We start from the raw sequence: 23,135 nt of genomic DNA, 5'->3' as shown, positions 1-23,135 counted from the left end.
AACCGTCGCCCAATCGGCAGTCCGTCATTGCGAGCGCAGCGAAGCAATCCAGAGCCTGCGTAAACCGCTCTGGATTGCTTCGCTGCGCTCGCAATGACGAAAGATTGTGGGTGAGGCGAATTACGCCTCGGCCAGCGACTTCAGCTTATAATCCTTGTAATCGTCCCGAATCTGCCGCTTCAAAATCTTGCCCGTCGCCGTATGCGGAAGTTCGTCGACGAACACCACCTCATCGGGCAGCCACCATTTCGCGACCTTGTCCTTGAGGTAATCGACGATCGCCGCCTCGCTCGTCTCGGCACCCGGCTTTTTGACGATCAGCAGGATCGGCCGCTCGTCCCACTTCGGATGATAGACGCCGACCGCCGCCGCCTCCTGCACCCCCGGCGCGCCGATCGCGGCATTTTCCAGTTCGATCGACGAAATCCATTCGCCACCCGACTTGATGACATCCTTCGCGCGGTCGGTGATCTGCATGACGCCGTCGGGGTGGATCACCGATACGTCGCCGGTGTCGAACCACCCGTCGGCGTCGGCGGCGTCGGCATCGGCCTTGAAATAGCGCTGAATGATCCACGGCCCGCGGCATTGCAGCCGCCCGCTCGTCACCCCGTCACGCGGCAGCTCATTGTCTTCATCATCGACGATGCGCAGCTCGACCCCGAACGGCGGACAGCCCTGCCGCGCGACGACATCGACGCGCTCGTCGAAACTCATCTCGTCCCAGTTCCACGGGCGCTTGCCCATCGTCCCGATCGGGCTTGTTTCGGTCATCCCCCAGGCATGACCGACGTCGATCCCCGCCTTCATGAAGCGCTCGATCATCGCGCGCGGGCACGCCGATCCGCCGATGATGACGCGGTGCAGCTTGCCATAATCGATCCCCGTCGCGTCCATATGCGCGAACATCGCAATCCACACCGTCGGCACCCCGGCGCTGTGCGTCACGCCCTCGCCGTGCATCAGGTCGCACAGCACCGCCGCATCGTTGGTCGCCGAAAAGACTAGCTTGGCGCCCACCGTCGCCGCGGCAAAGGGAATGCCCCAGCTATTGGCATGGAACATCGGGACGATCGGCAGGATGACGCTGCGGTTCGACATGTCGAACACGTCGGGCTGGATCTCGGTGATCGCGTGGATGACGTTCGAGCGATGCTCGTACAAGACGCCCTTGGGGTTGCCCGTCGTGCCGCTGGTGTAGCACAGCCCGACCGGATCGCGCTCGTCGAGCGCCACCCACTGAAAGCTGCCGTCCTCGGCGTCGATCAGGTCGCGGTACGATTTGTAATCCCCCTGCGCGGGCGCATCGAACAGGATGAAATGTTCAACCGTCGGCAACTGGCTGCGCAGCCGCTCGACGATCGGGAGGAACATCGCGTCGAACAGCAGCACGCGGTCCTCGGCATGGTTGATGATATAGACCAGCTGCTCGTCGAACAGCCGCGGGTTGACCGTGTGCAGCACCCCGCCCATGCCCGCGCTGCCGTACCAGCTGACCAGATGATGGCCATGGTTCATCGCCAGCGTTGCGATGCGGTCACCCTTCTTCATGCCCAGCCGGGTCATCGCCGCGGCAAAGCGCCGTGCGTCGACCCCCACCTCGCCCCAGTTCGATCGCGTCACGCTGCCGTCGGCCCAACGCGACACGATTTCGCGCCCCGCATGTTCGCGCGCGGCATGGTCGATCAGGCTGGTGACCAGCAGCGGCTGGCTCTGCATTCCGTACATCTCGGCATTCCTCTCTTGTTTCCTCAAGGAATAAGGCGAGGACGCCGCTTTACGCAAGCGTGAACCGGGATTAGCGCATCCGGAAATCGCGCGGCGTGACCAGCGACAGCGTGCTTTCGCTGATCCCCGCGATCGTCTCGAACCGCGCGACCAGATCGGGACCAAGCGCAAAGCCGCGGCCGAGGTTGATCCGGATGTCGTCGCCGGTCGCCGGATCTTCGGTCATCACGATCACGCGCCCGCGCGCATCGTCGCGTTTTTCGAGCAGCCGCGCCATCTCGGCAATCGCCTCGGGCATCGACACGCGGCACGTCAGCTCGAGCGCCGCGGTCGCCGCAATTTCCGCCAGCGGCTGCGCCCCGCGCACCGTGACGCGCGGCGTCTCCTCGCCTTCCAGCAGGTCGAGCTCGACCGACAGAATCGCACAGCCGCCATCGACCGCCAGCGTTTCGAGGAGCTTGCACGTCTGCTCGTCGAAACAGCTCGACTGGAACTGCCCGCTGCGGTCGGACAAGGTCAGGTTCAGGAAGCGGTTGCCGCGCTGCGACACCCGCGCCTTGGCGTTTTCGACCATGCCCGCCATCACCATCGGCAGGCGTGTACCCGGCGTCATTTCGACATTGGCGCAAATATCGCCATAGGTTCGCGCCCCGCGCGCCGCGACGATCGCCTCATATTGCTCGACCGGGTGCGACGAGAAGTAAAAGCCGAACGCCTCCTTCTCGCGCGTCATCCGTTCTGCCAGCGTCCATGGTTCGGCAGCGGGCAGTTGCAGCACCGGCGCAACGTCGATGTCGCCGCCGAATAGCCCGCCCTGCCCGGTCGAGCGCTCATGCGCCGAACTGTTCGCGCAGGCGAGCAGGCTTTCGGCGCCGGCATAGGCGCGCGGGCGATTAGGCTCGATCCCGTCGAACGCCCCCGCCCCCGCCAGCGCCTCGATCTGGCGCCGGTTGAGCAGCTTGGGATCGATCCGGTTCGCGAAATCGTCGAGGCTCGCAAAATCGCCGCGCGCGCGCCGTTCGGCGACCAAGGCCTCCATCGCGCGTTCGCCGACGCCCTTCAGCGCGCCGAGCGCGTACCGCACCGCCAGCCCGTCGTCGCTTTGCCCGACCGAGAAATCGGCTTCGCTGTCGTTGATCGACGGCGGTGCCACCGCGACCCCCAGCCGCCGCATGTCGTCGATGAAGATCGACAATTTATCGGTCTGGTGGCTGTCGAACGACATCGAGGCCGCAAAGAATTCGTGCGGATAATGCGCCTTCAGCCAGGCCGTCTGATAGGACAGCAGCGCATAAGCCGCAGCATGGCTCTTGTTGAAACCATAGCCGGCGAACTTGTCGATCAAATCGAACAGCTCGTTCGCCGCCTTGGCATCGATCTGGTTATGCTCGCCGCACCCCTTGACAAAGGTGTCGCGCTGCGCGTCCATCTCCGCCTGCACCTTCTTGCCCATCGCGCGGCGCAAAAGGTCGGCGCCGCCGAGGCTGTAGCCGGCGAGGATCTGCGCCGCCTGCATCACCTGTTCCTGATAGACGAAGATGCCATAGGTTTCGGCGAGGATGCCCTCGAGCAGCGGATGCGGATAGGCGATCGGCTCGCGCCCATTCTTGCGCGCGCCGAACAGCGGGATATTGTCCATCGGGCCGGGCCGATAGAGCGCGACGAGCGCGATGATGTCGCCGAAATTGGTCGGTTTCACCGCCGACAGCGTGCGCCGCATGCCTTCGGATTCCAGCTGGAACACCCCGACCGTCTCGCCGCGTTGGAGCAGCTCGTAAACCGCCGGATCGTCCCAGCCGAGCGTGTCGAGATCGACGTCGATCCCGCGCAGCGCCAACAGTCGCCGCGCTTCTTTCAGCACCGACAGCGTTTTCAGGCCCAGAAAGTCGAACTTCACCAGCCCGGCGCTCTCGACATATTTCATGTCGAACTGCGTCACCGGCATGTCCGAGCGCGGGTCGCGATAGAGCGGGACGAGCTGGTCGAGCGGACGGTCGCCGATCACCACCCCCGCGGCGTGGGTCGAACTGTGCCGCGGCAGGCCTTCCAGCTGGCGCGCCATGTCGAACAGGCGGCGCACCCCGTCGTCCTGCTTATATTCGGTCATCAGCTCGGAAACGCCGTTCAGCGCGCGTTCGAGCGTCCAGGGGTCGGTCGGATGGTTCGGTACCAGCTTCGCCAGCCGGTCGACCTGCCCATAACTCATCTGGAGCACGCGCCCGGTGTCCTTCAGCACCGCGCGCGCCTTCAGCTTACCAAAGGTGATGATCTGCGCGACGGTATCGCGGCCGTATTTTTCCTGCACGTAACGAATGACTTCGCCGCGCCGCGTTTCGCAAAAGTCGATGTCGAAGTCGGGCATCGACACGCGCTCGGGGTTGAGGAAGCGTTCGAACAGCAGACCAAGCTTCAGGGGATCGAGGTCGGTAATGGTCAGCGCCCACGCAACGACGCTACCCGCACCCGACCCGCGGCCCGGCCCCACCGGAATATCGTGCGCCTTCGCCCATTTGATGAAGTCGGCAACGATCAGGAAATAGCCGGGAAAGCCCATCTGGACGATCACCCCGACCTCGAAATCGAGCCGTTCGATATAGGCTTGCCGCTGCTCGTCGGTCAGATCGTCATAAAGCGCCAGCCGCGCCTCCAGCCCCGCCCGCGCATCCTGCGCCAGCTGGGCGGCCTCGCCCTCGCGGTCACCCGCCAGGCTGGGCAAGATCGGCGCGCGCTTCGGCGCCATGAAGGCGCAGCGTTGCGCGATCACCAGCGTGTTGCGGATCGCCTCGGGCAGGTCCGAAAACGCATCTTCCATCGCCTCGGCGGGCTTCAGCCACGCCTCGGGGCTCGACACCCGCCGGTCTTCGCTTTCGACATAGGCCGATTGCGCGATGCACAGCATCGCGTCGTGTGCGGCGTGGAACTGCGGCTCGACGAAATTCGCCGGATTGGTCGCGGCCAGCGGCAACGCGCGCGCATAGGCGAGATCGATCAGCGCGTTTTCGGCGGCCATCTCGGTCGCATCGTTCCGCCGCGACAATTCGATGTAGAGCCGCCCGCCGAACAGTGCTTCCAACTGCTCGACATAATCCTCGGCGGCGCTTTGCTGCTCGCCCGCCAGCAAGCGCGCGAGTGCGCCTTCGCCGCCGCCGGTCAGGCAGATGAGGCCGTCGGTCTTGCCCGCCACGTCGGACAGCGTGACATGCGGTTCCTGCTCGACCGGACGCCCAAGGTGCGCCGCGGACACGAGCGCGCACAGATTATTGTAACCCGCTTCGTCCTGCGCAAACAGCGCCAGCCAGTCGATCAGCGGCGCCCCATTCGCCAGCCGCTGCCCCGGCCGTGCGACGCTGAGCATCGCACCGACGATCGGCTGCACCCCCGCCGCCTTGCACGCCTCGCCGAACGCCATCGCGCCGTACAGCCCGTTGCGGTCGCAGATCGCGATCGCCGGAAACCCCCGCTCGCGCGCGGCCTTGGCGATCGACTTGGGCTCGATCGCCCCTTCGAGCATCGTGAAGCTGGAAAAGACGCGCAGGGGAACGAAGGGGCTGTAGGCCATGGCGGTGACGCTAACGCGGCGCTATTGATTCGACCACAACCCATTCACAAAATCGTCATTGCGAGCGAAGCGAAGCAATCCAGAGCTGTCTACGCACACTCTGGATTGCTTCGCTTCGCTCGCAATGACGATGCGTTTGAGGGTTACCCCAGCAATTCCTCAATCTCTTTCCGCAGCTGCTCAGGTTTGGTCGTCGGCGCATGCCGCGACACCACCTTGCCATCGCGATCGACCAGGAACTTGGTGAAATTCCATTTGATCGCGCTGCCCAGCAGCCCGGTCTTTTCCTTCTTCAAATGCTTGAAAATCGGGTCGGCATCATCGCCATTGACCTCGATCTTGGCCATCACCGGAAAACTGACGTCATAGGTCAGCGAACAGAAATTGGCGATCTCCGCCGCGTCGCCCGGTTCCTGCGCCCCGAACTGGTTGCACGGAAAGGCCAGCACCTCGAACCCGCGATCCTTGTAATCGCGGTACAACTCCTCCAGCCCTTCATATTGCGGCGTAAACCCGCACTTCGACGCGGTGTTGACGATCAGCAGCACCTTGCCGCGATAGTCCGCCATCGACTGGCTTGCCCCACCGGGCAGCGGCGCCGAAAAATCATAAAGGCTCATGGTCTTTTCTCCCCCGCCTTCTGCGGTTTGTAGATAAAATCGAAGCTGGTCGTCCATGTCAGCCCATGGTCGGTCGATTGCTCGCCGTGCTGGCGCACCGCCCCGCCCGCCTCCTTGCTATAGGTCATGCGGATCAGGCCATCCTTTCCCCGCGCGACGACATTCGCCCAATGACCCGTCAGCACCATCTTGCCGTTCGCCGGGCCGCCGTCGAAATCGACGCGCGCGCCGCTGCTGTCGACCCATGCCTGCCGCCAGTGGCGCCGTTCGGCGTCATAATGGCTGAACGATCCGCCTCCCCCGCCCGTCCGCGGTTTCCATGTCTCGCGGATCGCACAGCCCGCGAACATTGCCTCGATGCTGCTCGTCGCGACCTGCGTCGCGCTGCCATTGGCAAAGACGTCCCATTCGCCGACCCAGAAATCAAAGGCGCGATGATCGGCGGTCGCGCAGGCCGGCGGCGCGGGCGGCACGGCGACCGGGGGCGGTGGCGGCGGCGGAGCGGGCGCCGGAGGGGGCGGTGGCGGCGGCGATTGCGCCCCCGCGACCGGCAGCATCGCCGCCAGCGACAGCGCGATCAGCAGCAATGGCCTGTATTGCATCATGCTCGCCCCCCAAAGTTGCGGGCAGCTTACGCCTCGATCCGCCCGTCGTGCAAGCGCAGCACCCGGTCCATTCTTGCTGCCAGCCGTTCGTTATGCGTCGCGACCAGCGCTGCCGATCCATGATCGCGCACCAGCTTCACAAACTGGTCGAACACCCGGTCCGCCGTCGCCTCGTCGAGGTTGCCCGTCGGCTCGTCGGCGAGCACCAGCAGCGGCCGGTTCGCCAGCGCGCGCGCCACCGCGACGCGCTGCTGCTCGCCGCCCGACAGCTTGCTCGGCTTGTGATGCAGCCGTTCGCCCAGCCCCAGCCGCCCCAGCAGGTCGGCGGCGCGCTCCTCGGCCTCGGCTTGTTCCGCGCCGCGGATCAGCTGTGGTAGCACGACATTCTCGATCGCGTTGAAATCGGGCAGCAGATGGTGGAATTGATAGACGAAGCCGATCTTTTCGCGCCGCGTCTTCGTCCGCTCGCCCTGCTCATATTGCGTCACGTCGGCGCCGTCGATGCGGATCGTCCCGTCGAAGCCGCCTTCGAGCAGCCCGACCGCCTGCAACATCGTCGACTTGCCCGACCCCGACGGACCGAGCAGCGCAACGATCTCGCCGCGCTTCAGATGCGCATCGACCCCGCGCAGCACGTCGATCGTCACCTCGCCCTGCGTGAAGCTACGCTTCAGCCCGACGAGTTCCAGCGCCAAATCACTCATAACGCAGCACCTGCACCGGATCGGTATTCGCCGCCTTGAACGCCGGATAGAGCGTCGCGAGGAAGCTGAAAACGACGGCCATCAGCGCGATCCCGACAATCTCGAACGGATCGGGCTTCGACGGCAATTCGGTCAGAAAACGGATCGACGGATCCCAGAGCGGCTGGCCGGTCAGAAACTCGACCCCGCGCAGCACCCCCTGCCGGAAATAGAGCAGGCTGAAACCGAGCGCCATGCCCATGAGCGTCCCCGCGATGCCGATCGACAGGCCGATCGCCATGAAGATGCGCAGCACCGCATCGCGCGGCGCGCCCATCGTGCGAAGGATCGCCATGTCGCGCGTCTTGGCGCGCACCAGCATGATCAGCGACGACACGATGTTGAACGCGGCAACGAGCACGATCAGCGACAGGATGACGAACATCGCCACCCGCTCGATCGACAGCGCCTCGAACAGGCTGCTGTTCATCTGCCGCCAGTCCGAAATCACCGCCTGCGCGGCAACCTTTTCCTTCAGCGGCGCCAGTATCTCGCCCACCTTGTCGGGATCGGTGACCTTGACCTCGATCATCCCGACCTGATCGCCGGTCAGCAGCAGCAATTGCGCATCCTCCATCGGCATCACAACGTACATTTTGTCGAAGTCATACACCCCGATCTCGAACACCGCCGTCACCCGATAACTGATCTCGCGCGGCACCGTGCCGAATGGCGTCGAGCGGCCCGCGGGATTGATGATCGTCACATTCGATCCGACCGTCGCGCCGATATTGCGCGCCAGCTCGCTGCCGATCGCAACATTGCCCGCATTGGGGGTCAGCGTATTGAGATTGCCCTGCAACACCTTGCCGCCCAGCGTCTGGTTATTACGAATGTCGGGGACCGTCATGCCGCGCACCAAGATGCCTTCGACGCGGCCGTTAAAGGTCGCCAGCAAAGGCTGTTCGATCAGCGGGGTGGCCGACACGACTTCGGGGGTCGCCTTCGCCTGTTTCAGCACGCCCTGCCAGTCGTCAAGCCGCCCGCCAAAGCCCTGCACCACCGCGTGGCCGTTGAGCCCGACGATCTTGTCGAACAGGTCGGCGCGCACGCCGTTCATCACGCTCATCACGATCACCAGCGCCGCAACGCCAAGTGTGACGGCGACAAAGCTGAACGCCGCGGCGACAAAGATGAAACCCTCGCCGCGCTGCGGAAGCATATAGCGTTTGAAGATGGTGCGCTCGTACGGACGCAGGATCATGGGGCAATGGGCCTTTGCGGCGCATGGGAAATGACACGCATGCCGCGGCTTTACGGGCCATCCTCGCCGCTGGCAATGGGCGCCAACATGCCCATCTGTTGCGATCGAATCGCAGAATATGTTGCACATCGGCCACAGCGGGGGGCAAAAGCGGCGGCGAACGGCTTGCACAGGGTGACAAACCGCCCCCTTGCGCCTAGCCCGATGACTTCTGGATCAAGCGGCCCCAAGGCCCGGTTCCAGGGAGTGCAGGCCTTTCGCCGGGCCTGCAACAAAAGGGGATGGCGAGTGTTCGTCACACGCGCCCGGGTCTTGCAAAGCGAGGCCCGGGCGTTGTGATTCCGACGCGAAGCGTCGCCCCCGCGAAGGCGGGGGTCGCTGGAGGCTTTGTCCTGCGTCGCTGCGTAAGCCGAAGGCGGCCCCCGCCTTCGCGGGGGCGACGGCTAGCTCCGATCGTTAGCTGCCTGTCCGCCTACCCCTCGCTCTCGCTAATATCCTCGAGCATATCGGCATCGAGCACCCGCACCCGTCCCTGCTCCAGCGAGATCACCCCCGATTCCTCCCAGCTTTTCAGCTGGCGGTTGATATGCTCGCGGCTCATGCCGGCAAAATTGCCGAGCTCGGTCTGGCTGAGCTCGACGCGCTGCGACGCCTCGACATCCTTGCGGATCAGGCGTTTCAGATAGCGGGCGAGCCGCGGCCCCGACGCATAGGCGCGGTCGCTCTCGATCGTCTGGTCGGCGGTGCGCAGGCGGCGCGCCAGCTGTTGCATCAGCGACCAGGTGAATTCGGGATGGCTCGCCGCGAAATCCTTGAGCGCGTTACGGCCGAGCTGGAGCGCGCTCCCCGCGCTCGTCGCGGTCACCGACGCGGTGCGTTCGCCGCCATCGAGTAGCGCGATCTCGCCCAGCACCGCGCCGGGTTCGGCATAGGCCAGCACGATCTCGCGTCCGCCGCCGGTCAGCATCGACACGCGCGCCGTCCCTTGCGTCAGGATCAGCATCATGTCGCCGGGGTCGCCCTGGACCAGCAGCTCCTTGCCCTTGACGAAATTGATCTGGACCGCGCGGCTAGTGATTTCGGCCCAGTCTTCGGCCGAAAGGCCAGAAAAAATGCTGTCGGGGCTTTGCAACTCGGCGAGTTTCGCGTGATCCATAGCCCCTGACACCCCTTTTGCGTTGTTCTAGACCAGCCGGCTCTGCTTCACCGCCGCTTCGATAAAGCCCGCAAACAAGGGATGCGGGTCGAACGGCTTTGACTTCAGCTCCGGATGGAACTGCACCCCGATAAACCACGGATGGTCGGGACGCTCAACGATTTCCGGCAACATGCCGTCGGGCGACATGCCCGAAAACACCAGCCCGCCCTTTTCCAGTCGCTCGCGATACGCGCCGTTGACCTCATAGCGGTGACGGTGGCGCTCGCTGATCTCGTTCGCGCCATAGACGCTCGCGACATGGCTGTTCGGCGACAATTTCGCATCATAAGCACCCAGCCGCATCGTGCCGCCCAGGTCAGTGTCGGCGCCGCGCTTTTGCAGCCCTTCGGCGCTCATCCATTCGGTGATCATGCCGACCACCGGCTCGTCGGTCTTGCCGAATTCGGTGCTTGACGCGTCCGCAATCCCGCTGGTGTTGCGCGCCGCCTCGATGCACGCCATCTGCATCCCGAGACAGATGCCGAAGAAGGGCACCCCGCGCTCGCGCGCAAACCGTACGCTCGAAATCTTGCCTTCCGACCCACGCTCGCCGAACCCGCCGGGCACCAATATGCCGTGCAGCGGCTCGAGATTGGCCGCCAGATCTTCATCGCGCTCGAACATTTCGGCATCGAGCCAGCGGATATTGACCTTCACCCGGTGCGCCATGCCACCATGGACCAGCGCCTCGTTGAGTGACTTATAGGCATCGGGCAGCGACACATATTTGCCGACGACGCCGATCGTGACCTCGCCCTCGGGATGCTGCTTGCGGTCCATGATGTCGTACCAGCGCGACAGGTCGGGCGCGGGCGCGTCATGGATGCCGAAGTGCCGCAGCACTTCATTATCCAGCCCTTCGCCATGATATTGCACCGGCACGGCATAGATGCTGTCGGCGTCGAGCGCCGGGATCACCGCCTCTTTGCGCACGTTGCAGAATTGCGCGATTTTCGCACGCTCGCCATCGGGCAGCGGGCGTTCGCAGCGGCAGAGCAGGATTTCGGGCTGGACGCCCAGCGACGCGAGCTCGCGCACGCTATGCTGCGTCGGCTTGGTCTTCAGCTCGCCCGCCGCGGCGATGTACGGCACCAAAGTGACGTGGACCGACAACGTCTTGTCGCGGCCTTCTTCGTTGCGCAGCTGGCGGATCGCCTCGATGAACGGCAGCGATTCGATGTCGCCGACGGTGCCGCCGATTTCGCACAGCACGAAATCGAGGTCGTCGAGTTCGGCGCGCGCGAACGCCTTGATCGCGTCGGTCACATGCGGGACGACCTGGACGGTGGCGCCCAGATAATCGCCGCGGCGTTCCTTGGTGATGATCTGCTGATAGATGCGGCCCGAGGTGATATTGTCGCTCTGCCGCGCCGCAACGCCGGTAAAGCGCTCATAATGACCAAGGTCGAGGTCGGTTTCCGCGCCGTCGTCGGTCACATAGACCTCGCCATGCTGGTACGGCGACATCGTCCCCGGATCGACGTTCAGATAGGGATCGAACTTGCGAATACGGACACGATAGCCACGCGCCTGCAACAAGGCCGCGAGGCTAGCCGCCATCAAACCTTTGCCAAGCGAGGAGACCACGCCGCCGGTGATAAAAATGAACCGCGCCATGGGAGGAAAGACTTACTCAACGGGAGGGGGACGGCGCAAGCCGTCGAATCGCTTGCCGCGGAATTTATTTCCGCAGCGCGGGCTGCTGTATCGACCGGGGTCGAGGATTATTTCTTGGCGGGCGCCTCAGCCGGAGCCGGAGCGGCTTCCTGCGTCGCAGCCGCCGCTGCCGCGGCCAGCGGATCGTCGCTCGCCGGGGCGGGCGCGGCCGTGGCCGGGGCCGCCTGCACGGGCTGCGCCGGACCGGTCAGCGACGACGTAGGCGCTGCGCCGCTGGTCTGCGCCGATTTCGACAGCGAGGTGTCGATCGTCGAACCGGTACGCCCGACCGATGCCATCGCGGCCAGCACGATCGACAGGCCGACGAACAGGCATGCCAGGATCGTCGTCGCGCGGGTCATGAAATCCGCCGCGCCGCGCGCCGACAGCATCCCGCCGGGGCTGCCGCCGACACCCAGGCCGCCACCTTCGGACTTCTGCATCAGAATGACACCGATCATCGCCGCGGCAACCAGCGCCTGCAGGACTAGAATGAAGGTGAAAAGGCTGGACATCATATTTTCCTGAACTTGCACGCCCTCAAACGAACGCGCCCGCGGCGCACATAGAGACGAAGCGGCTGGGCTTCAAGCATCTTGGCTTCTAGCATATCGTCGCTCGCAACGATCCTCCCTGTCGCGTAGCGATGGGGAGATGGCAGCGCGAAGCGCTGACGGAGGGGCCGTTGCGCAGAGGTTGCGGCCCCACCACCACTCATCTGCGATGAGCGGTCCCCCTCCCCATGGCTGCGCCACAGGGAGGATCACGCTAATCACCCCAACGCCGCAGCAGCCGCGACAATCGGCACAAATTTCGCCGCCGTCAGGCTCGCACCGCCAACCAGCGCGCCGTCGACATCACCCGCATCCAGCAATTCGGCGGCATTGTCCCCATTGACCGACCCACCGTACAGCAACCGCATTTCCTCCGCCTTGCCGCCAAAGCGCGCCGCCAGCGCGCCGCGGATCGCTCCGTGCATCGCCGCGACATCGGCGACCGTCGGCACCAGTCCGGTGCCGATCGCCCAGATCGGCTCGTAAGCGATCGCCAGCCGGTCGGCGGCAAAATCATCGGGCACCGATCCGGCGATCTGCGCCAGCACATAGTCGATCGCCCCGCCCGATTCGCGCACCTCGCGCGGTTCGCCGACGCACAGGATCACCGACAGGCCCGCCGCCAGCGCAGCCTCGGCCTTCGCCCGCACATCGGCGTCGCTTTCACCGCATCCTTCGCGCCGTTCGCTATGCCCGACGATCACCAGCGTCGCCCCGGCGTCGGCCAGCATCGGTGCCGCAACGGATCCGGTAAAGGCGCCTGACGCGGCGCTATGGCAGTCCTGCCCGCCAACCGCCGCCCCCGGCACCGCGGCAGCCATCGCGCCGACCAGCGTGAACGGCGGGCACAGCGCGACCTCGACTCCGGCATGATCGCCCGCCCCAGCGAAAATCGCCTGCGCTTCGGCCAGCGCCGCCGTCGTGCCGTTCATTTTCCAGTTGCCGACCACATATTTGCGCCGTGCCATTGCCGCGTCTCTCCCGCTGTTCGAACGAAGTCGATGCCCTAGCGGCGGGTGGGGGCGATAGGCAAGCGGTGTCGCGGCGCCGCGAAAAGCCCCTTTCGCGCCTTGATGCGGTGCCGCCACCTCTCTAAAGCATCGCCCAGCCGCGCATCCCCGCGCCCCGCCGAAAGAATAGCTGCCCCATGATTACCGCCATCCGCCGTATGTTTTCCTCGACGCTCGGCAAGATCCTCGCGCTGGGCTTCGTCGCCTTTATCGGGGTAGCCTTTGCGCTGAGCGACGTCACCGGAAACTCGACCTTTGGCGGGATCGGCGGTGCCAATGTCGCCAAGGTGGGCAGCGAACAAATTGGCGTCGGCGAGCTGCGCGATCGCGTCCGCCTCGCCTATAATCAGGCGCGTCAGGACCAGCCCGGGATGACGATGGCGGCATTCGTCGAATCGGGCGGGCTCGACCAGGTGCTCAATCAGATGGTCGAGGGCATGGCGTTCGACCAGTTCGCGACCGAGATGGGCTTTGGCGTCAGCAAGCGACTGATCGACGGGCGCATCGCCGACATCCCCGCCTTTGCCGGTGTGTCGGGCAGCTTTGACCAGACCGCGTTCGAAACCTTTCTGCGCCAGAATGGCATGACCGAGGCGCAGCTGCGCCGCGACCTGCGCCAGCAATTGCTGATCGAACAGATTGCCGCCCCGATTGCCGGCATGCCGCGCCTCGCGCCCGGCATGGCGCAGCCCTATGCCGCGCTGCTCCTCGAACAGCGCCGCGGCCAGGCGACCTTCATTCCGGCCAGCGCCTTTGCGCCGACCGCCGACCCCGGCGACGCCGCGCTCAAGACGCATCTCACGCAGAATGCCGCGAAATTCACCGTGCCCGAACGCCGCGTCATCCAATATGCGGTGTTCGACGCCGCCGCCGTGCCGGTTCCGGCGGTCACCGACGCTGAAATCGCCAAAGTCTATAAGGACAATGCCGCGCAATATGCCGCCAGCGAAACGCGCCGCTTTGCGCAGGTGATCGCGCCGGATCAGGCAACCGCCAACGCGCTGGCCGCCAAGGTGCGCGGCGGCACGTCGCTCGCCGCTGCGGCGCAGGCCGCTGGGCTGTCGGCCTCGACGACCGGCGACCTCACCCAGTCGGCCTATGCCGCGACCAGCACCGCCGCGGCGGCAAAGACGGCCTTCGCCGCCAAGCAGGGCGACCTGATCGGCCCGGTCCAGACCGGGCTTGGCTGGAATGTCGCGCGCGTCGAGAACGTCACTGCGCGTCCGGCGCGCAGCCTTGCCGACGCCAGCGCCGACATCCGCACCGAACTGGCCAAGAACAAGGCGAACGAGGCGATCGTCGATTATTACAACGCAATCCAGGACGCGGTGAACAGCGGCGCGTCGATCGAAGAAATCGCCGCCGACCGCAAGCTGACCCTTGCGACCACCCCCGCGCTGCTCCCCAGCGGCCGCGTCCCCGGCCAGCCCGGCTACACCCTGCCCCCCGAACTCGCCCCGCTGGTCAGCCAGGCGTTCCAGGGCGGCTCGGAGGGCGAGGGCCAGCTCGCCACGCTCGTCGAGAACCAGAAATTCGCCGTCTATGCGGTGAAATCGATCATCGCCGCCGCCCCGCCGCCCTTCGCCCAGATCCGCGCCGACCTGCTCGCCGACTGGCGTTTTGCGCAAGGGCAAAAGGTCGCCCGCGACAAGGCCCGCGCGATCGTCAAGGCAGTCGAAGGGGGCCAGACGCTCGCCGCCGCGGTCGCCGCCGCCGGACCGAATATCGGCAGCGTTCAGACGATCGGCGGACGCCGGGGCGAACTCGGCCAGAACGGCCAGCCCGTGCCGCCCGAACTCGCACTGCTGTTCTCGATGGCGAAGAACAGCGTCAAGACGCTCGAAATCCCGGGCAACCGCGGCTGGATGGTGATCGCGCTCGCCGATGTGCAGCGCCCCGATCCCAAATCGATCGAGCCCGCGCGCGTCGCCGCGATCGCCCAGCCGCTCGCCCCTGCCTTCGGTAACGAGCTGATCGAACAGCTCGCCGCCGAAGCCAAGCGCCGCGTCGGGGTGACGATCAACAAGGAACTGGTCGAACAGCTGCGCCAGGAACTCACCGGCACCGCGCCGGTCGTCGAATAGCCGACCGGTGGCGCTGGAGGGCAAAGCCGCGGCGCTCGAAGCCCTGGCGGGCGGCCGCGGCGCGGTCGTCTGGCAGCGGCTGATCGCCGATATCGAAACCCCGGTTTCAGCGGCGCTCAAGCTGATCGAGCCGGGACGCGGCGACTGGGTGCTCGAATCGGTCGAAGGCGGCGAGACGCGCGGGCGTTACAGCCTGCTTGGCCTCGACCCCGACCTGATGTTTGAAGTCACCGGCGACAGCGCGCGGATCAACCGCGACTGGCGCCACGACCGCGAGGCGTTTCAGCCCCTCGCCACCCCGGCATTGCAGGCACTCCGCGATCTCGTCGCCGAATGCCGCTTCGACGTGCCCGAAGGCTTGCCCAAGGCGCTGGCGACGCTCGTCGGCTTTTTCGCCTATGAAACCATCGGCCTCGTCGAACGCATCCCGCGCGCGCCGGGCGCCGGGCTCGCCCTGCCTGACATGGTGTTCGTGCGCCCGACGACGATCCTCGTCTTCGACCGGCTCGCCGACGAATTGTTCCTGATCGCGCCGATCTGGCCCGATGCCGATGGCGCCCTCGACCGGATGATCGAAACCGCACAGGACCGCCTCGACAGCGTCGCCGCGCGCCTGTCGACGGCCAGCCTGTCCGCCGACCGCGCCATCACCGACGCGCTCCCCGCCGACATCGCCGCCACCCCCGCCACCCCGCCCGCGCACTTCGCGTCGATGGTCGCCAAGGCAAAGGACTATATCGCCGCGGGCGACATCTTCCAGGTCGTGCTGTCGCAGCGCTTTTCGACCCCCTTCGACCTGCCGCCCTTCGACCTCTACCGCGCGCTTCGCCGCATCAACCCGTCGCCCTTCCTCTATTTCCTCGACCTCCCCGGCTTCGCGCTGATCGGTTCGTCGCCCGAAATCCTGGTCCGCGTGCGCGACGGCGAGATCACGATCCGCCCGATCGCGGGTACCCGCCCGCGCGGGCGCAGCAGCGCCGAGGATGTCGAAAACCGCGAAAGCCTGCTCGCCGATCCCAAGGAACGCGCCGAGCATCTGATGCTGCTCGACCTTGGCCGCAACGACGTCGGCCGCGCCGCCATAGGGGGCTCAGTCACGGTCACCGACAGCTACACCGTCGAATTTTACAGCCACGTCATGCACATCGTATCGAACGTCATCGGCCGCATCGCGCCGGGCAAAGACGCGATCGACGCGCTGTTCGCGGGCTTTCCCGCCGGCACGGTCAGCGGCGCCCCGAAAGTGCGCGCCTGCCAGATCATCGCCGAATTGGAGGCCGACGCGCGCGGGCCCTACGCGGGCGGCGTCGGCTATTTCGCCCCCGACGGCAATATGGACAGCTGCATCGTGCTCCGGACCGCGATCGTCAAGGACGGCGAAATGCACGTCCAGGCGGGCGCCGGCATCGTCGCCGACAGCGACCCCGCCTATGAACAGCGCGAGTGCGAGGCGAAAGCGGGCGCGCTGTTCGCGGCCGCGCGCGAGGCGGTACGACTGGCGGGAACGCCGGGTTACGGGCAATAGCCCAATCGTCGCCCCCGCGCAGGCGGGGGCCGCTGGAGGTTTACGCCGCGCCGCCGAGCAAGGTCGCAAGCGGCCCCCGCCTGCGCGGGGGCGACGATATTCATCTCACTTCAATCCGCTCTCAAAACCCGCTAGCCTCCCGCCATGCGCAAACTCCTCGCCCCGCTCGCCCTGCTGTTCGCCAGCCTTCCCGCCCACGCGCAAACCCCCGCACCCCCCGTCGAGGGCGACGCGATCCTCCAGAATTTCACCTTCACGACGGGCGAGAAACTGCCCGAACTCAAAATCCACTACACCACGCTCGGCACCCCGCAGCGCGACAAAAGGGGCGAAATCACCAACGCGGTGATGATCCTTCACGGCACGGGCGGCACCGGCAAGCAATTCTTCCAGCCGCAATTCGCCAATGAGCTGTTCGGCCCCGGCCAGCCGCTCGACACGCAGAAATATTACATCATCCTGCCCGACAATATCGGCCATGGCGGATCGTCAAAGCCCAGCGACGGGATGCGGATGACGTTCCCCAAATATGATTATGACGACATGGTCACCGCGCAGCACCGGATGCTCACCGAAAAGCTCGGCGTCAAAAAGCTGAAGCTGATCCTCGGCACCTCGATGGGCTGCATGCACGCCTTCATCTGGGGTACCAAGCGCCCCGGCTTTGCCGAAAAGCTTGCGCCCTTCGCCTGCCTGCCGGTCGAGATCGCGGGGCAGAACCGCATGTGGCGGACGCTGACGATCGACGCGATCAAGGCCGACCCGCTGTGGCAGGACGGCAATTACACCACCCCACCCGCCGCCGGTCTGCGCACCGCCGCCTCGCTCAGCATGATTGCGGGCGCCAACCCCTATGCGCTGCAGGCGCAATATCCGACGCGCGAGGCGGCGGAGAAATACAAGGACGAAGCCTTCGCCCGTATGTTCGGTCGCAACGACGCGAATGACACGATTTATCAGCTCGATAGCTCGCGAACCTACAACCCGTGGCCGCTGCTCGAAAAGATCGACGTCCCGACGCTATGGATCAACAGCGCCGACGATTTCATCAACCCGCCCGCCTATGGCATCACCGAAAAGGCGGCGGCGCGGATGAAAACGACAAAGTTCATCCTGATCCCCGCCAGCCCCGAAACCAAGGGCCACAGCACCCACACCTGGGCCAAATTCTGGAAGGACGATCTGGCGAGACTGCTGGCGGAATAACCGATCCTCCCTGTGGCGAAGCCATGGGGAGGTGGCAGCGCGCAGCGCTGACGGAGGGGCGGCAACGGGAGCGCCAAAGCCCCTCCGTCAGCGGCTACGCCACTGCCACCTCCCCATCGCTTTGCAACAGGGAGGAACATCGACGCCCAATCCCGCCTCGCCCGCACAAAAGGACTTATTGCTTCACTCGCGCGCCTTCACCCATTACGGCCCACCCCCATGATCCTCGTCATCGACAATTACGACAGCTTCACCTTCAACCTCGTTCATTATCTGATCGAGCTGGGCGCCGACGTGCGCGTCGAACGCAACGACGCGCTGACCGCAGCCGAAGCCCTCGCAACCGGCGCCGAGGCGATCCTGATCTCGCCCGGCCCGTGCACCCCGAACGAAGCCGGGATCAGCCTCGACCTCGTCGCCGCCTGCGCCGACGCGCGCCGCCCGTTGCTCGGCGTCTGCCTCGGCCATCAGGCGATCGGCCAGCATTTCGGCGGCACCGTCCAGCGCGGCCATCTGATGCACGGCAAGACCTCGCCCGTCTGCCACGACGGCAGCGGGCTTTACGCAGGCCTGCCCTCGCCGTTTCAGGCGACGCGCTACCACAGCCTCGAAGTCGTCGACATTCCCGCCAGCCTGATCATCAACGCGACCAGCGATGACGGCGCGGTGATGGGCTTCCGCCACGTCGAGCTGCCGATCCACGGGGTGCAATTCCACCCCGAAAGCATCGCCACCGAACATGGCCATGCGATGCTGGCAAACTTCATGGGGCTGGCCGGGCTGCCGGTGCGCGAACGGCAAGCCGCATGAGCCGCTTCGGCCCCTTACCCGATCCCGCGCATCTGCTGGATCATGACGAGGCCGCGCAGGCCTTCGCCGACATCCTCGATGCGCGTACGACCGAGGATGAAATCGCCGAATTCCTCTCCGCGCTGTCCGACCGCGGCGAGACGATGGTCGAGATTGCCGCGGCGGCACAGGCGCTACGCGACCGGCTGATCCCCATCGACGCCCCGGCGGGCGCGATCGACGTCTGCGGCACCGGCGGCGACGGCCATCACACGCTCAACGTCTCGACCGCCGTCGCGATTGTTGTCGCGGCCTGCGAAGTCCCCGTCGCAAAGCACGGAAATCGTGCCGCTTCATCGAAATCAGGTGCCGCCGACACGCTAGAGGTGCTCGGCCTCGACATGGAACGCGCCGGGCGGCTTGCCGAAGCGACGCTCGCCGATCTCGGCATCTGTTTCCTGTTCGCCGCCAACCACCATCCAGCGATGAAGCGCATCCAGCCGATCCGCACCCGGCTCGCCCGCCGCACCATCTTCAACCTGATGGGGCCGCTCGCCAATCCCGCGCGCGTCACCCGCCAGCTCATCGGCATCGCGCGCCCCGCCTATGTCCCCGTCTATGCCGAGGCCTTGCACCGCCTCGGTACCGACCATTCGCGCGTCGTCTCGGGCGACGAAGGCATCGACGAACTCTCGCTCGCGGGCGGTAACGAGGTTGCGGTGGTCAATGCCGAGGGCGTGTTCATGCAGCGCAGCCACGCCAGCGACGCGGGGCTCCCCACCCACCCGATTTCGGCGATCCGCGGCGGCGACGCGGCGGACAACGCAAAGGCGCTGCGCGAGCTGCTACAGGGCGCCCCCGGCGCGTACCGCGATGCGGTGCTCTACAACACCGCCGAAGCGCTCGTCATCGCGGGTGCGGTCGAAACGCTGACCGATGGCGTCGAGGAAGCCGCCGAAGCGATCGACAAGGGGCTGGCCAACGCGCTGCTCAACTGCTGGATCGCCTATAAATGAGCATCCCCGACGACCATCACCGTAGCCCTGAGCCTGTCGAAGGGCGCCTATCCGAGAAGCGCCCTTCGACAAGCTCAGGGCTACGGGAAAATTTGCGACCCACCCAATGAACAAACTCACCCAGATCCTCGCCACCAAGGCAGAAGAAGTGACCGCGCGCCGCGCGCTACGCTCGCTCGCCGACCTCGACGCGATCGACGCAGGCCCGGTACGCGGCTTCCACGCCGCCTTGCAGGCAAAGATCGACGCAGGCGGCTTCGCCCTCATCGCAGAGATCAAGAAAGCCTCGCCCTCCAAAGGATTGATCCGGAACGACTTCAGTCCAGCAGATCACGCCCGCGCCTATGCCGCGGGCGGCGCCGCCTGCCTCTCGGTCCTGACCGACGCGCCCTATTTTCAGGGCCATGAAGATTATCTGGTCGCCGCGCGCGCCGCCTGCCCCCTCCCCGCGCTGCGCAAGGATTTCATGATCGACCCCTGGCAGGTCGCCGAAGCGCGCGCGATCGGCGCCGACGCAATCCTGATCATCGTCGCCGCGCTCGACGACGGCGCGATGCAGGAGATCGAGGCCGCCGCGATCGAGCGCGGCATGGATGTGCTCGTCGAAGTCCATGACGAGGCCGAACTCGACCGCGCGCTGAGCAAGCTCAAATCGCGGCTGATCGGCGTCAACAACCGCGACCTCAGAACCTTCGAAACCGACCTCGCCGTCACCGAACGCCTCGCCAAACTGGTTCCCGCGGGCACGCTGCTCGTCGGCGAAAGCGGCATCGCCACCCACGCCGACTGCCAGCGCCTCGCGGCGAGCGGCGTCAAAACCTTCCTCGTCGGCGAAAGCCTGATGCGCCAGGATGACGTCACGGCGGCAACGAAGGCGCTCCTCGAAGGCTAACATCCGCTTTGGGATGGATTCCCGACCAATCTCCTACCTCCGTTCGTGTCGAGCGCAGTCGAGACACGCCGAAGGCTCACGCCAAGCCACGCGTATCTCGACTTCGCTCGATACGAACGGGGACTGGATTGAACGTCCGCAACCGATCGTTTCTTGACATTGTCATCCCGGACTTGATCCGGGATCCATGACGACGGCGCAGCTATGGATCCCGGATCAAGTCCGGGATGACGATATCAAAAATGGCCACTTCCGGTCCTCACCGCTCAACGCGGCCCCTGCATATTGCGGCTTTCCGACGGAATATGCACCGTCAGCCCGTCCATCGCCTCGGTCAGTACGATCTGACACGACAGACGGCTCGTTCGCCGCACTCCGGCGGCGAGGTCGAGCATATCCTCTTCCATTTCGGTCGCGCGCGGCAGGCGGTCGAAATCCTCTTTCGCCACGATGACATGGCAGGTCGAGCAGGCCATCTGTCCCTCGCACGTCCCCTCCAGCGGCATCATATGCGCCTGCGCGACGTCGAGCAGGATGCTGCCCGGTTCTGCTTCGGCCTCGGTGCGTTCCTTGCCGTCGGCATGGATGAAGGTGACGCGCATCAATTGACCCCCTGCAATCGCGCGGCGTCCTTGATCGCTGTCAGCCCGGCGCGGAGCTCCTGTTCGCTGGTGTAGCGTCCCCAGCCGAGGCGGATCGACGCGCGTGCGTCGGCCTCGCTCACCCCCATCGCGCGCAGCACATGGCTGACCTTGCCCGACCCGCTGCCGCACGCGCTGCCCAGCGAGAAGGCGACATTGCGCGCGTCGGACATCAGGCGCAGGCCGTTGACGCCCTCGCGCCGGATGTTGAGATTGCCGTGGTAGCGCGCATCGACCGCGCCATTGACGCTCCATTCGGGCAGCATCTCACGCGCCAGCGACCACAGCCGTTCGACATGCGCGGCGTCCGCGTCCGCCCGCTCGGCGGCGAGTGCGGCGGCGGCGCCGAACCCGGCGCACAGCGCGGGCGAGACCGTCCCCGATCGCATCCCCTGTTCCTGCGCCCCGCCGAACATCAGCGGCGGCAGATCGACGCCATCGCGGATCCACAGCGCGCCGATACCTTTCGGCCCGTGCATCTTGTGCGCCGAGATGGCGATGAGGTCGGCGCCCTCGGGAATCGCGACGCGCCCATAGCCCTGCACCGCGTCGCACAGCAGCAGGCTGTTCTTTGCATGCGCGGCAGCGGCGAAGTCGGCGACCGGCTGGACCGTGCCGACCTCGTTATTGACCAACATCGTAGCGACGATGCCATTTTCGGGGATCAACGCGGCGTCAGGCGGCAGGGCGACCCCGTTGCCGTCGACAGGCAGCACGGTTGCGTGCAACCGCTCCAGACATTGCAGCGATGCCGCATGTTCGATGCTCAGTCCTGCGACCCCGCCCCGCATCAGCTCGGCGCCGCGCAGCAGCGCCCAGTTGAGCGCCTCGGTCGCGCCCGAGGTGAAGAATACGCGGCCGCCCTTGGGGAGCAGCGCTGCGACCTGATCGCGCGCCACTTCGACCGCGGCCGCCGCGGCGCGGCCAGCTTTGTGGGTGCTCGACGGGTTGGCGAACGTGTCGCCATCGCCGTCCAGCCAGCGCAACATCGACGCGCGCGCTTCGGGGGCGAGCGGTGTCGTGGCCTGGTAATCAAGGTAGATCATGCGCGGCATCTGCCCCCTTATCCCGTTCGTGTCGAGCGATCCATAGCCGTCGCCCCCGCGAAGGCGGGGGCCGCTGTCGGCCTGTTCCGGCGTCGCTGGGTAAAACGACAGCGGCCCCCGCCTTCGCGGGGGCGACGGTATCCCCAATCGCCTTATTGCGAGCGATTCGCAAAAGTTGCATGTTGCAACGCTGTTTCTATATAGGCGCCAACTTCGCTCCGCCATCCTGCCAGTCCGGCGATTCGGCGGTCAGCCGCAAAAGACAAGAGGTGCTCCCATGCCCGACGTGATTTTCCCCGGCCCCGAGGGCCGTATCGAAGGCCGTTTCTCGCCCCCGCCGCGCCCGCGCGCGCCGGTTGCGATGATCCTGCACCCGCATCCGCAGGGCGGCGGCACGATGAACGACCGCATCACGCAGGCGATGTACAAGAGCTTCGTCGCGCGCGGTTTCGCAGTCTTGCGCTTCAACTTCCGCGGCGTCGGCCGCAGTCAGGGCACGTTCGATAATGGCATCGGCGAACTCAGCGATGCGGCGTCGGCGCTCGATTGGGTCCAATCGATCCATCCCGAAGCGCAGACGACGTGGATCGCGGGCTTCAGCTTCGGTGCGTGGATCGGCATGCAATTGCTGATGCGCCGCCCCGAAATCCGCGGCTTCCTGTCGGTCGCGCCGCCCGCGAACATGTATGATTTCAGCTTCCTGGCGCCCTGCCCATCGTCGGGCATCATCGTTGCGGGCGGCCAGGACGAGATCGTGCCGCCATCGGCCGTGCAGAAGCTGGTCGACAAGCTGCGCACGCAAAAGGGAATCACCATCCATCATGACGAGATCCCGCGCGCGAACCATTTCTTCGAACATGAGCTCGACCAGCTGATGAAGTCGCTCGATAACTATCTGGATATGCGGCTCGCGCCCGATTCGCCGATCCGCTGAGCATTGAGCCTCCCTGTGGCGCAGCCATGGGGAGGTGGCAGCGCGAAGCGCTGACGGAGGGGCAATGGCGCCGACGTCGTGGCCCCTCCACCACGCCCTGCGGGCGCGGTCCCCCTCCCCATCGC

General features: G+C 65.8%; 19 protein-coding genes. 7 read left to right on the top strand and 12 right to left on the bottom strand.

Translation table 11 applies throughout. The features are described 5' to 3' along the window. Nucleotides 1-120 precede the first annotated feature (120 nt). The 10 genes from G9408_RS03210 to tpiA all read right to left on the bottom strand — a co-directional run bounded on the left by G9408_RS03210 (nt 121) and on the right by tpiA (nt 12,835). Nucleotides 121-1,719 (bottom strand): long-chain fatty acid--CoA ligase, encoded by a 1,599-nt coding sequence (locus G9408_RS03210; RefSeq protein ID WP_210423232.1) that lies wholly within the window; start codon nt 1,717-1,719, stop codon nt 121-123. Between the two features lie 79 nt (nt 1,720-1,798). Next, entirely contained in the window at nt 1,799-5,287 is a 3,489-nt protein-coding gene (gene dnaE / locus G9408_RS03205; protein ID WP_168452653.1) for a DNA polymerase III subunit alpha, read from the bottom strand. 143 nt (nt 5,288-5,430) lie between these two features. After that, nucleotides 5,431-5,907 carry a glutathione peroxidase gene (locus G9408_RS03200; RefSeq protein WP_168452652.1) on the bottom strand — a complete coding sequence of 159 codons (477 nt, stop codon included), beginning with the start codon at nt 5,905-5,907 and terminating at the stop codon, nt 5,431-5,433. Beyond that, the gene (locus G9408_RS03195) at nt 5,904-6,512 is read right to left on the bottom strand and encodes a hypothetical protein (protein ID WP_235957445.1); all 609 of its coding nucleotides are present in this window, start codon (nt 6,510-6,512) and stop codon (nt 5,904-5,906) included. The genes G9408_RS03200 and G9408_RS03195 overlap by 4 nt, the downstream gene beginning before the upstream one ends. Nucleotides 6,513-6,538: 26 nt before the next feature. Beyond that, on the bottom strand, nt 6,539-7,216 hold the full coding sequence (locus tag G9408_RS03190; RefSeq protein WP_168452651.1) for an ABC transporter ATP-binding protein: 678 nt from the start codon (nt 7,214-7,216) through the stop codon (nt 6,539-6,541). Further along, nucleotides 7,209-8,459 (bottom strand): lipoprotein-releasing ABC transporter permease subunit, encoded by a 1,251-nt coding sequence (locus tag G9408_RS03185; RefSeq protein ID WP_168452650.1) that lies wholly within the window; start codon nt 8,457-8,459, stop codon nt 7,209-7,211. Before G9408_RS03185 ends, G9408_RS03190 begins: the two co-directional genes overlap by 8 nt. A gap of 472 nt (nt 8,460-8,931) precedes the next feature. After that, the gene (locus G9408_RS03180) at nt 8,932-9,615 is read right to left on the bottom strand and encodes a Crp/Fnr family transcriptional regulator (protein ID WP_120216539.1); all 684 of its coding nucleotides are present in this window, start codon (nt 9,613-9,615) and stop codon (nt 8,932-8,934) included. Nucleotides 9,616-9,642: 27 nt separating this feature from the next. Then, entirely contained in the window at nt 9,643-11,274 is a 1,632-nt protein-coding gene (locus G9408_RS03175) for a CTP synthase (protein WP_168452649.1), read from the bottom strand. Nucleotides 11,275-11,381: 107 nt separating this feature from the next. Continuing rightward, nucleotides 11,382-11,831: a preprotein translocase subunit SecG gene (gene secG, locus G9408_RS03170; RefSeq protein ID WP_120216541.1), complete on the bottom strand. Its 450-nt coding sequence runs from the start codon at nt 11,829-11,831 to the stop codon at nt 11,382-11,384. A 254-nt stretch (nt 11,832-12,085) separates the two neighbouring features. Beyond that, the gene (tpiA, locus tag G9408_RS03165) at nt 12,086-12,835 is read right to left on the bottom strand and encodes a triose-phosphate isomerase (RefSeq protein ID WP_168452648.1); all 750 of its coding nucleotides are present in this window, start codon (nt 12,833-12,835) and stop codon (nt 12,086-12,088) included. Between the two features lie 179 nt (nt 12,836-13,014). On the opposite strand from tpiA, the gene G9408_RS03160 reads away from it, so the two are divergent. From G9408_RS03160 to trpC, 6 genes are all read left to right on the top strand, one after another. After that, complete coding sequence (locus tag G9408_RS03160; protein ID WP_168452647.1) at nt 13,015-14,961, top strand: peptidylprolyl isomerase; 1,947 nt, start codon at nt 13,015-13,017, stop codon at nt 14,959-14,961. Nucleotides 14,962-14,968: 7 nt separating this feature from the next. Beyond that, complete coding sequence (locus G9408_RS03155; RefSeq protein WP_168452646.1) at nt 14,969-16,486, top strand: anthranilate synthase component I family protein; 1,518 nt, start codon at nt 14,969-14,971, stop codon at nt 16,484-16,486. 144 nt (nt 16,487-16,630) lie between these two features. After that, the gene (locus G9408_RS03150; protein WP_168452645.1) at nt 16,631-17,692 is read left to right on the top strand and encodes an alpha/beta fold hydrolase; all 1,062 of its coding nucleotides are present in this window, start codon (nt 16,631-16,633) and stop codon (nt 17,690-17,692) included. A 219-nt stretch (nt 17,693-17,911) separates the two neighbouring features. After that, the gene (locus tag G9408_RS03145) at nt 17,912-18,502 is read left to right on the top strand and encodes an anthranilate synthase component II (RefSeq protein WP_168452644.1); all 591 of its coding nucleotides are present in this window, start codon (nt 17,912-17,914) and stop codon (nt 18,500-18,502) included. Beyond that, nucleotides 18,499-19,497: an anthranilate phosphoribosyltransferase gene (gene trpD / locus G9408_RS03140; protein ID WP_168452643.1), complete on the top strand. Its 999-nt coding sequence runs from the start codon at nt 18,499-18,501 to the stop codon at nt 19,495-19,497. Before G9408_RS03145 ends, trpD begins: the two co-directional genes overlap by 4 nt. A gap of 106 nt (nt 19,498-19,603) precedes the next feature. After that, a complete protein-coding gene (trpC, locus tag G9408_RS03135; RefSeq protein ID WP_168452642.1) occupies nt 19,604-20,389 on the top strand; it encodes an indole-3-glycerol phosphate synthase TrpC in 786 nt (261 codons plus the stop codon). Between the two features lie 266 nt (nt 20,390-20,655). On the opposite strand, the gene G9408_RS03130 is transcribed toward trpC, so the two are convergent. Then, complete coding sequence (locus G9408_RS03130) at nt 20,656-20,994, bottom strand: 2Fe-2S iron-sulfur cluster-binding protein (protein WP_168452641.1); 339 nt, start codon at nt 20,992-20,994, stop codon at nt 20,656-20,658. Continuing rightward, nucleotides 20,991-22,076 (bottom strand): cysteine desulfurase family protein, encoded by a 1,086-nt coding sequence (locus G9408_RS03125; protein WP_168452640.1) that lies wholly within the window; start codon nt 22,074-22,076, stop codon nt 20,991-20,993. Before G9408_RS03125 ends, G9408_RS03130 begins: the two co-directional genes overlap by 4 nt. A gap of 277 nt (nt 22,077-22,353) precedes the next feature. On the opposite strand from G9408_RS03125, the gene G9408_RS03120 reads away from it, so the two are divergent. Then, complete coding sequence (locus G9408_RS03120) at nt 22,354-23,010, top strand: alpha/beta hydrolase (protein WP_088441609.1); 657 nt, start codon at nt 22,354-22,356, stop codon at nt 23,008-23,010. Nucleotides 23,011-23,135: the final 125 nt, after the last annotated feature.

It is taken from the genome of Sphingopyxis microcysteis (assembly GCF_012274265.1).
Taxonomy (GTDB): domain Bacteria; phylum Pseudomonadota; class Alphaproteobacteria; order Sphingomonadales; family Sphingomonadaceae; genus Sphingopyxis; species Sphingopyxis microcysteis.
Note: the sequence above shows the minus strand (reverse complement) of the source record. Positions and strands in the feature narration are given on the sequence as shown.